Source organism: Kitasatospora sp. NPDC004289, assembly GCF_053602875.1.
The window spans coordinates 45,114-53,471 of the sequence record NZ_JBSGEL010000055.1 but is presented as its reverse complement, the minus strand read 5'-3'; the positions used below and the strand labels follow the sequence as shown (position 1 = coordinate 53,471).

1 protein-coding gene is annotated in these 8,358 nt (G+C 74.0%); it reads left to right on the top strand.

What is annotated here, in order from left to right; genetic code table 11:
* Positions 1-17 precede the first annotated feature (17 nt).
* Complete coding sequence (locus ACWEPF_RS29615) at positions 18-8,237, top strand: toxin glutamine deamidase domain-containing protein (protein ID WP_452174954.1); 8,220 nt, start codon at positions 18-20, stop codon at positions 8,235-8,237.
* Positions 8,238-8,358: the final 121 nt, after the last annotated feature.

Genomic DNA, 8,358 nt, shown 5'->3' with positions numbered 1-8,358 from the left:
AGATCATCATCCTGGCGTTGAAGGAGGCCTTCCAGGAGGTCGCCATCAACCTGCTGGCCCAGTCGATCCAGCTCGCTGCGGGCAACCGCAAGGAGCTGGACGGCAAGGAGCTCGGGATGAGCGCCGCCGGTGGCGCCATCGGCGGCGCGGCCGGCGGTGTGCTGGGCAAGGGCCTCGGCGCCGCGGGCAACAAGCTCATCGGCAAGCGGATGGACACGCTGCCGGCTCAGATGGTCGAAGGTGCGATCACGGATGTGGGTGCGGACGCGTTCACGCAGTTCGCGCTGACCGGCGAGGTGGATCCCTCCGGGCTCGGTGGGTCCGCGTTGAGCGGTGCGGGCAGCCCGGCCATCATGCGGGGCGCTTCGGCGTTGAAGGGGAAGTTCAACTCCTCGGACATCCCCGACGCTTCCGACTTCACGGGTGGTGGTGCGGACAGCCCCGGAGTGGGCAGCCCGGGCAACTCCGGTGCGGGGGAGGGGGGTTCGTCCGGCAGTGGCGGCACCGGCACCGCCGGCCCGTCGTCCGGGTCCTCCGACCCCGGCAGCCCGAGCGGGGCCACCACCCCGGGCAAGCCCGACACCCACGGGGGCGATGCCGAGGTGGACCCGTCGATGCTCTCCCCGATCGGCAGCGACGGCCACCACACCCGTGGCGGTGGCGACTTCGACACGCCCACCTCGCGGGGCCCCGCGCCGGACGGCGGCACCTCCCACGCGCCGACGCCACGGAACCCCGACGCTCTGCGCACCTTCGCCACCCCGACCCCGGAGACGGCCGCCCCGACCCCGGAGACCGCCCCCTACCAGGGCCCGAGCACCACCACCCCGCGCACGGACCACTCGCCCCAACTCGCCCCGTACGAACCGCCGACCCCGCGCAGCGCCCCGGACAGCACCCCCACCCCGTCGGCGCCGCCGACCCCGCACGCGGAGAGCCCCACGCCGCGCGCCGAGACGCCGCCGCACACCGAGGCTCCGGCCCCGCGGTCCGAGGCCCCGTCGCCGCGCCCTGAGGCTCCGGCGGCCCCGACGCCCCCGATGTCACCGACGCACGAGTCCACGCCCACCCCGGACAACCGCCCCTCCTCGCACGAGGGTTCCAACGCGCCGACCTCGCCCGCATCACCGCGGGGCGACGGCCCTCCGAACGCCGGCCACACCGCAGGTGCGCCGCATCCCGAGGGAGTCCGCCTCGCGAGCGGAGGCCCGACCGCGATGCGGGCACCGTCCCAGGACACCGCCGCCCCGACCGGTCCTGACGGTCCGTCGGTGCCGCCCGCCCGGTCGGCGGACAGCCCCGTCCAGGCGCCGGCCGGCCCCGGCGCCCCCGTGGCCCTCGGCCCCGTCAACGGCGGCCGCCGCAGCGCCGACCCGCGCCAGGCGCCGCCCGCCGCCGTGCCCACCCCGACCTCGTCCAGGCCTGAGCCGGCCCCGGCCGCGACGCCCACCCCCGCCCATTCGGTGCGCCCGCGCCCCGAGCCGACGGCGGACGCCACCCCCACCCCCGCCCCCGAGGCCCCGCCGGCGCCGCGCCCGCCCGCCGCTGCCGGACGTCCGCTGGGCGGCGAGGGCGGTCTGACCGAGCCGACGACCAAGGACCACGAGCGCCTCCAGCAGGCACTCCCGCCGCGCGACCCGAGCGATCCGCACCCCGATCCCGCCAAGGGCGACTGGACCGCCGCCATCAACGGCGACGGCCCCGACGCCCCCGGGCGCAACAACAACTGCGTCGACACCACCCTCGCCTTCCTCGACACCTACCACGGCACGCCGACCCCCGCCGCCGCCCGGACCCCCGACACCGACGGCAGCCCCTCCGCCCTCGGCGAGCGGGGCGGCCGCGACCGCATCGAGAACAACCTCGGCGCCCGCTTCTCCGACCTCGGTGACGGCCCCGCCGCCTTCGACCGGCTGAAGCAGACCCTCGTGCGGACCGGGCACGGCTCCTCGGCCGCCATCACCACCGTCGACGCGGACGGCCGCTCGCACGCCTGGACCGCCGTCAACCACAAGGGTGCGGTCACGTACGTCGACCCGCAGACCGGCCGACGCAGCGACCAGCCGCTCCACAACGGCGACAACGGCGTCTTCGCCATCCCCCTCGGTCCCGACCGCGCGCCCACCACGCCCGAGCCCCACGCCGACCCCGCCCACGACCCGGCCACCGAACGCCGTGCCCCGGAACGTCCCGCCTCGGACACCTCCGGCGGCAAGCCGGGAGACGGGAGGTCCGAGGACGGCAAGCAGCCCGGCGGTGGTGACGTCCCGTCGGACACCGGCTTCCGGCCCCCCGGCCCGCGCGTGACGGTGCCGGGCGACGGCCTCTGCCTGCTGTACTCGCTCGCCGTGAGCGCCCCCGACCTGGTGGGCGGGCCCACGCTGTCGCACGAGCAGGCGGGGCAGCAGCTGCAGGCCCGGGTCCGCGCACACTTCGGCGGGCTGCCTCCGGAGGGCTGGCCGCTCGAGGTCGTCTCCAACTACCGGGGCCACCTGCCGAGCCGGCCCGACCTGACCAAGGACGACCTGCTCGCGTACCTCCCCGAGGACGTCCGCCAGGACTTCGGCCAGCTCCCGCTGCCGGACCTGCGGCAGATCGTCGTCGAGCACATCACCGACAACGCGCCGACGCCGACGGCGGAGGAACAGGCGGGCCTGCTCGGGACGGTGGACCAGTGGAGGGACCGCTGGGACACCCCCCAGGGCGAGATGCTGCCGGCCGCCGCGGCCCACGCACTCGGGCTGCGCATGCAGGTGGTCAACCACGACGGCGTCCCGCTGGCCGTCTTCGGGCCGAGCACCGGCCGACCGGTGACGGTGTATCACCGGGGCAACCACTACGACGCCAGCACACCGGACCCGGTCACCCAGAAGTCCGAGGCGGACCTCGAGCCCGAGGCGAACGACAAGCCCGAGGCGAACGACAAGCCCGAGGCCAACGACAAGCCCGAGGCGAGCGACAAGCCCGGACCCGAGTCCAAGCCCGAGGCCGACCTCAAGCCCGGGCCCGAGTCCGAGGGGGCCGAGCAGCCCAAGCCGACGGACCCGCCGAAGGAGTCCGAGCAGCCGAAGGAGACCGAGCGGCCCGAGCCGTCCGAGGAGCAGGACCCGCCGAAGCAGGACCCCGCCGCTCCCCGCCCGATCGCCGGTTCCGATCTCGTGGTCGGCCTCAGCAAGAACGAGCAGGCCGTCCGGAACCAGGTCATCGCCGTCCTCACCCAGTCCGTGCCGGGTGACCCCGCGGTGGTGCGGGCCTTCGCCGACGCCCACTTCAGCCCGGCGACCCTGCGTCCGATCGTCGGTGCGCTCTCCCGCGGCGAGACCGTGACCGTCCCTTTCGAGGGCAACGGCTTCAGCGGCGACGTGAAGCTGAGCGGCGCCGTCACCAAGTCGGACCCCCAGAAGACCCACGACCCCCTCAAGCCCCAGGAGCCCCTGAAGATCGAGTTCGAGAACGGCGCCGACCGCACGGTCTCCCTCGGCGGCATCCGGAACTCCCAGTGGGGTCTCAACATCGGCGCCCAGACCCGCCAGACGGCCGGCATCGTGGAGCCCGCGCAGCTCGCGGGCTACTTCCACGACCGGGGCCAGGGCCGGGTCACGGTCGATCTGGGGGGCATGGTCGCGCGGACCAAGACCTCCGTCCCGGTCGACGTGTTCGACTCCACGATGAAGCTGGAGCTGGACTTCGGCGGCCTGCGGCACGACGGCAACCCGGTCAATCCCGAGCCGGGGAAGGACACCAGCACGGTGGACCTCGGCGTGACCGTCGCGGTGCCGCAGACCCCCGACACGGTGCCCGACGACAAGCGCCGGACGGCGCCGCAGCGCCTGCAGGGCGGTCGGATCGGCGGCCAGGAGGTCGTGCTGGACCTCTCACCGCACGGCGGGCCGCAGGGTGGCCGCCCGGTCGAGGCACTGCTCGACCAGGTGAAGGAGGCGGGGGAGAAGGAGTTCGGCAAGGACTGGCCCGCGATGCGCGACCAGGTCCTCGCCGAGGTCGACTTCGCGCGGCTCCAGCGGGACCTGAAGGGCATGACGGCCGGTGAGCCGACCACCGTCACGCTCACCGACAGGAACGGCAAGCCGTTGGGCACGGTGGAGATCAGCGCCAAGCTCGGCGGGCTGCGCCAGACCGGCGTCCCCACCACCACCGAGTTCAACATCGGCACCACCGTCCAGCAGGTCCGCAGCACCGCCGAGAACCGGGGCAACGCCGGGCAGTTCGGCCTGGGCCTGGGTCTGAAGCCCGGCGCCGCCCTGATCGGCGGTCAGGGCGCCGGGCGGCTCGGCCAGGACCGGATCGAGATCTCCGGCAGCAACCGGGTCTCCCAACTGACCGTCAAGTCCAAGGTGCCGGGCGTGCGGTACGACGGCACCGTCGACTTCACCATGACGTTCAACGGCAAGCCCGACGCGCACCAGGCCGGTTCGGCGGACGTCAAGCTCATGGTGGACGAGGCCGACACCACCACGCCGGACAAGCCCGCCGCACCGCTGCCCGCCGAGATCGCCAGCCCGCCGGACTCCGTCTGGAAGAAGGACGGCGGCCTCGGCGAGACCGTCGTCGTCCGTGACCTGGAGAGCACCGCCGCGCTGCGCAAGGCCGTGGACGCCAAGGGGCGGGCGGAGCTCGGCGACGACTGGGACGCCGTCAGGGACCAGGTGCTGCAGGGCTTCAGCCAGCCGCACCTCGCCGCCAAGCTGACCGGCATGACCCGGGGCGAGCCGCTGGAGATCAAGATCCCGGGGAAGAAGGACCTGGTGGTCACGGCCACCGCCCGGGTCGAGGAGATGACGTACCGCCGCGACGACGCCAAGGCCGAGCTCAACGCGGTGAACGAGACGGGCACCTTCGGGGTGGACCGGCAGTTGATGTCGCGCACCGCCGCGGCCAACGGCCACCTTGGCTACGCCGCCAAGGACGCCACGCCCCCCGTCGACGTGGTCGGCACCGCTGCCGGTCAGCAGCGGGACCGGGTCGGAGCCCAGGGCCGCCGCGCCGACCGGGTGTACGCCAGCGGCAAGTACGCGGCGCCGCAGGTGGTCTACGGCGCCAGGCTGACGGTGGACGTGCACTTCGGCAAGCACGGCGAGGCACCGGGGCGGGCCGGGGACCCCTCGGCCGCGCTGGACGTCGAGGTCAGCATGGACGTCAAGGAGACCGACCAGCGGCCGACTCCGAAGGCCGAGGACGGTTCGCCCACCTTCAAGCGGCCGGTCGCCCAGCCCGGTGGCGCGGCTCCGAAGGACGCCGATGCCCAGCCTCCGAAGGACACCGAGGCCGAACCGCCGAAGGACGCCGGAGCGCCGAAGGACGCCCAGCCCCCGAAGGCCGAGCACACCGCGCCGAGTCGGATGACCGTGCAGCACGAGCTCAACGCCTCCTACGTCGTCCACACCCTGAGCGGCGCCGACAAGGTACGCACCGAGGTGGAGGGCGCGATCGGGAAGAAGTACGGCGAGCCGTCCGAGGAGGTCAGGCAGCGGATCGACGACGCCTTCGACCGGGTCGCCCTCAAGACGCAGCTCTCCCAGCTCACCCGGGGCGGGAAGATCACCGAGACCGTCTCCGGCGCCACCTGGAAGGCCGAGGTCACCGTCACGGCCAAGCTGGGGGAGTCCGCCTACCACTCCGAGGTGAAGAGCTACGAGTTCGAGTCGGGCAGCCGGACCTCCCGTGGCCAGGGCACGGTCCAGGACCACCGCACCCGCACGGAGCTCGGCGGTCAGCTCAAGGTGAAGACCCCGGCCGGGGACGTCACGGGCGGCTACGGCCACCGGACCGACCGCACGTACGCCAACGGCGTGGAGGTCGTCGGCTCGACCTCCAACCGGGCCAAGCACACCGAGGCCGCCGCCTTCTTCGACGTCGGCGTGGAGTACGACGTGACGGTCAAGTTCAAGCGGCTCGGCATCGACGACGGAACGGTCAGAGTGCCGGTCTCCACCACGGCCCGGGTGGCGGTCCCGATGCGCGACGCCGATCCGAAGGGCACGAAGGACGCGAAGGACAGGAAGGACGGGCAGGACGCGAACGGCGGGCAGGACGCGAACGGCGGGAAGGACACCGAGGCGCCGAAGCAGCCGAAGGGCTACGTGGACGGCAAGCGCCTGGACTCCTCGGCGGTCGTCACCGACGTCCACCTGCCGGCCGGCAGGCGGCGGCCCGAGGGCCTGACGTTCGGTCAGGCGGTCCTGTCCGAGGTCGAGGCCAAGAGGCCGAAGCCGGACCCGGTGCCGGGGATCGGTGGAACCCTGGTGCCGCAGCCCAGGGTGAAGGCCGACCCGTTCGGCGGCGACCGCGACGGGATCCGTCGCAAGCTGGACCAGGAGCTGACCCCGGACCGCCTCCAGGCCCGCCTCAAGGGCATGACCGCCGGGGATGCGATCGTCGTGCACCACGGCAACACCACCGTCCGGGTCACGGCGGTGCTCGGCGACAGGATGGACCACCTGGGCGGCTCAGGGACCACCGAGTTCAACACCGGTACGGACGTCCAGCACTCGTTCGGGGACTCCGAGGGCCGCGGCGGGAGCCACCAGGGCCGGTTGGCGGTCGCGGGCTCCGTGCCGGTGCCCGGGGCGCCCGTCTCGGTGACGGCCGGTCTGACCGGTACCGGCGGCGGGGGCCGGACCCACACCGAGAGCCACGGCTCCGCCACCTCGGCCGGCTCGGCCACCAAGGCCAAGGTGCCCGGCAGCGCCTACCAGGGCGAGGCCGAGCTCCAGTTCACCATCACCCGGACGCCGTTGCTCGGTCCCTCCACCTTCGAACGGCGCACCGCGACGATCGGCTTCGAGACCATCGTCGAGACGAGCGAGACCGTGCCGCCCGCCGAGAAGCCGGGCGCCGAGAAGCCGGGCGCCGAGAAGCAGCCTGCCGAGAGGCCGGGCCCCGAGAAGCCGTCGCTCGTGCTGCCGACCGAGGCCCCCGCGCCGACCGAGACCCGCGTCCCCCCGGAGCGGATCTGGGAGGGCGGGCTGCGCGACAGCGACGTGCTGCGCTTCCTCGGCGACGTCGGGGGCGTCCAGGACCTGGTGCGGCTGCGCGGGCCGGAGTACTTCGGCGCGTCGACCTGGCAGAGCATGGAGCCCGTGGTCGGTGCGGTCACCTCGCACAGCCAGCTCTCGGCCCTGTTCACCAGCGCCACCCAGGGCGGTGACGTCTCGGCGACCCTCCCCAACTCGCGGCTCACCCTCGGCGGTGGCAAGGGCGTCGAGGTGGGGATGAAGATCGTCTCCCTGGAGCACCGGACGAACGACGACAAGGTGGAGTCGAGCCCGGCCAACTCCAGCACCGCCGGCACCGTCCACACCGACCAGTCGGTGCGGAACGCGGGCCTGCGGGTCCAGGCCGGCGCCAAGATCCCCGGCGACGTCACGCACAGCCCGGCCGTCACCGGGGGAGCCGAGCGGATCTGGGGCGCCGGTGACACCCACGGCGACTCGGGTCAGATCGTCACCAACGGCAAGTACCCCAACCCGATGGCCCGTTACTCCGGCGCCGTCCAGGTGGAGGTGACCCTCTTCGACGGCAAGCGCGACCCGGTCAAGGAGAACGGCATCCTGCCCTTCACCGTCGACATCCCGCTCTCCGACACCACCGGGGTCCAGCGGCCGGGTGACCACCAGCTGGCCTTCACCCCGGACGCCCGGACCGGCGAACCGCGCTTCGACGGGGACCCCGGCCTGGTCCGCGAGGTCGTGGGGGCCCTCCCGCCGACCGATCCGCCGTTCTCCCACGCGACCGCCACCCCCGAGCAGAAGGAGCAACTCGCCGGCACGGTAAGGCTGGTGCACACCGCGTTCGGCGACCACTCGGTACCCACCCCGGCCGACCTGCGGGCCGCCCACCGGCTGGTCGCGCTCGGCGGCGGGACCACCGACGGCGCCGCCGCCTTCGTCGGCGACGTCCTCGGCACGCCCGAGGGCACCGCGCCGAACGCCCCCGAGGTCCGTCAGGTGCTCGATGCCGTGCACCTGCTCGGCGGAGGGCCCGCCCCCACCGCGGCCGAACTCCGGGCGGCGCGGCGCCTGGTGGAGCTCGCCGGCTCCTTCGAGGCGGCCGCCGTCACCGTCGGCGACCTCCACGGCAACCGGGAGCACACCGCGCCGAGCCCGGAGCAGGTGCGCCGGGTGACCGACTACATGGGCCGGATCGCCGCCGACGGGCCCGTCACCCTCCAGGACCTCTACCTCGGAGCCGCCAACGGCTGGCCGCGGACCGCACCCTGACCCGACCGACCCCGACCCGACCGGCCCTGGCCCCGACCCCGACCGTCCCTGACCTGCCCCGACCCTGACGGTGGGTCAGGGCAGGGTGCCGGGGTGCGGTCAGGGTCGGCCCCGGATGGCA